The 1,114-nt window shown below is 71.7% G+C and carries 1 protein-coding gene; it reads left to right on the top strand.

The window, feature by feature from the left end:
- Positions 1 to 124 precede the first annotated feature (124 nt).
- Positions 125 to 1,024: an NAD(P)/FAD-dependent oxidoreductase gene (locus tag KEG38_RS54545; protein ID WP_272429157.1), complete on the top strand. Its 900-nt coding sequence runs from the start codon at positions 125 to 127 to the stop codon at positions 1,022 to 1,024.
- The last annotated feature ends 90 nt before the right edge of the window (positions 1,025 to 1,114 follow it).

The raw sequence follows: 1,114 nt of genomic DNA on the forward strand, positions 1-1,114 counted from the left end.
GCGCCACGCTGTGGCGGCAGCGCGCTGCCCCCGAAAGATCCGCCGACGCGATCGAAACCGGCGCTCTGCCGCCGGCTGTGCGCCCTGCCTAGGCTTCTCCTGTCGAACGAACCCAGGAGAATTCATGCCCTACGACGCCTTGATCATCGGCGGCGGCCCTGCGGGCCTCACCGCCGCGCTTTACCTCGGCCGGGCCCGCAAGCGTGTCCTCGTCTGCGACGCCGGACCTGCTCGAAACGCCGCCGCCCACGAGGTCCACGGCTTCACCACCCGCGACGGCATCCCGCCTGCCGAGTTTCGCCGCGCCGCCTGGGCCGATCTCGAACCGTACGGCGTCACCCGCCGCGAGGCGCGCGTGCACGCGATCGAGCGCGTTCGGGAAGGTGGCTTCCGGGCCCGGCTCGAGGGCGGCGAGACCGTCGAAGCGCGCCGGATCCTGCTCGCCCTCGGCGTCGTCGACGTTCTCCGGGACCTCCCGGGGTATGCGGAGCTCTGGGGCGAGAGCATTTTCATTTGCCCCTATTGCCACGGCTTCGAGGTTCGGGATCAGGCCTGGGGCCTCGTCGCGCAGGGGGAACACATGGTGGAACACGCGCTCTTCTTCCGCGGCTGGTCGCGCGACCTCGTCGTGTTCCTCGACGGCGCCCCCGCCCCGCCTCCCGCCGTCGCCGAGCGCCTCGAACGCGCGGGCATCCGCGTCGAGCCGCGCCCGCTTCGCGCCTTGCACGGCGCCGCGGGAAAACTCGAAGCCGTGGAGCTCGCGGACGGCACGCGCATCCCGCGGGACGTGCTTTTCGTGCGTCCAACGCAGCGGCAAACGCCGCTCGTCGAGTCGCTCGGCCTCGCGCTGAACGAGCATGGGTACGTGCAGGTGAACGAGCTCTTCGAGACGTCCGTGCCCGGAATTCACGCCGCCGGGGATCTCACGACGATGATGCAGGGCGCGATCCTCGCCGCGGCCGACGGCGCGCGCGCCGCCAACGCGCTGAACCGCGCGATCACCCTCGAAGACGCCGAGCGCTGAGCTGGGGCGTTGCCCCAGGCCCCACCAGGGGCTATCCGCCCCTGGACCCGGACCAGCGCAAGCGCTGGACCCGGGGTCGATGAACTGCGC

It is taken from the genome of Polyangium jinanense, assembly GCF_028435265.1.
GTDB classification, from domain to species: domain Bacteria; phylum Myxococcota_A; class Polyangia; order Polyangiales; family Polyangiaceae; genus Polyangium; species Polyangium jinanense.

What these genes read in the sequence shown, in the direction of transcription:
- KEG38_RS54545 (WP_272429157.1), top strand. Translation starts at nt 125, where the DNA reads ATGCCCTACGACGCCTTGATCATCGGCGGCGGCCCTGCGGGCCTCACC.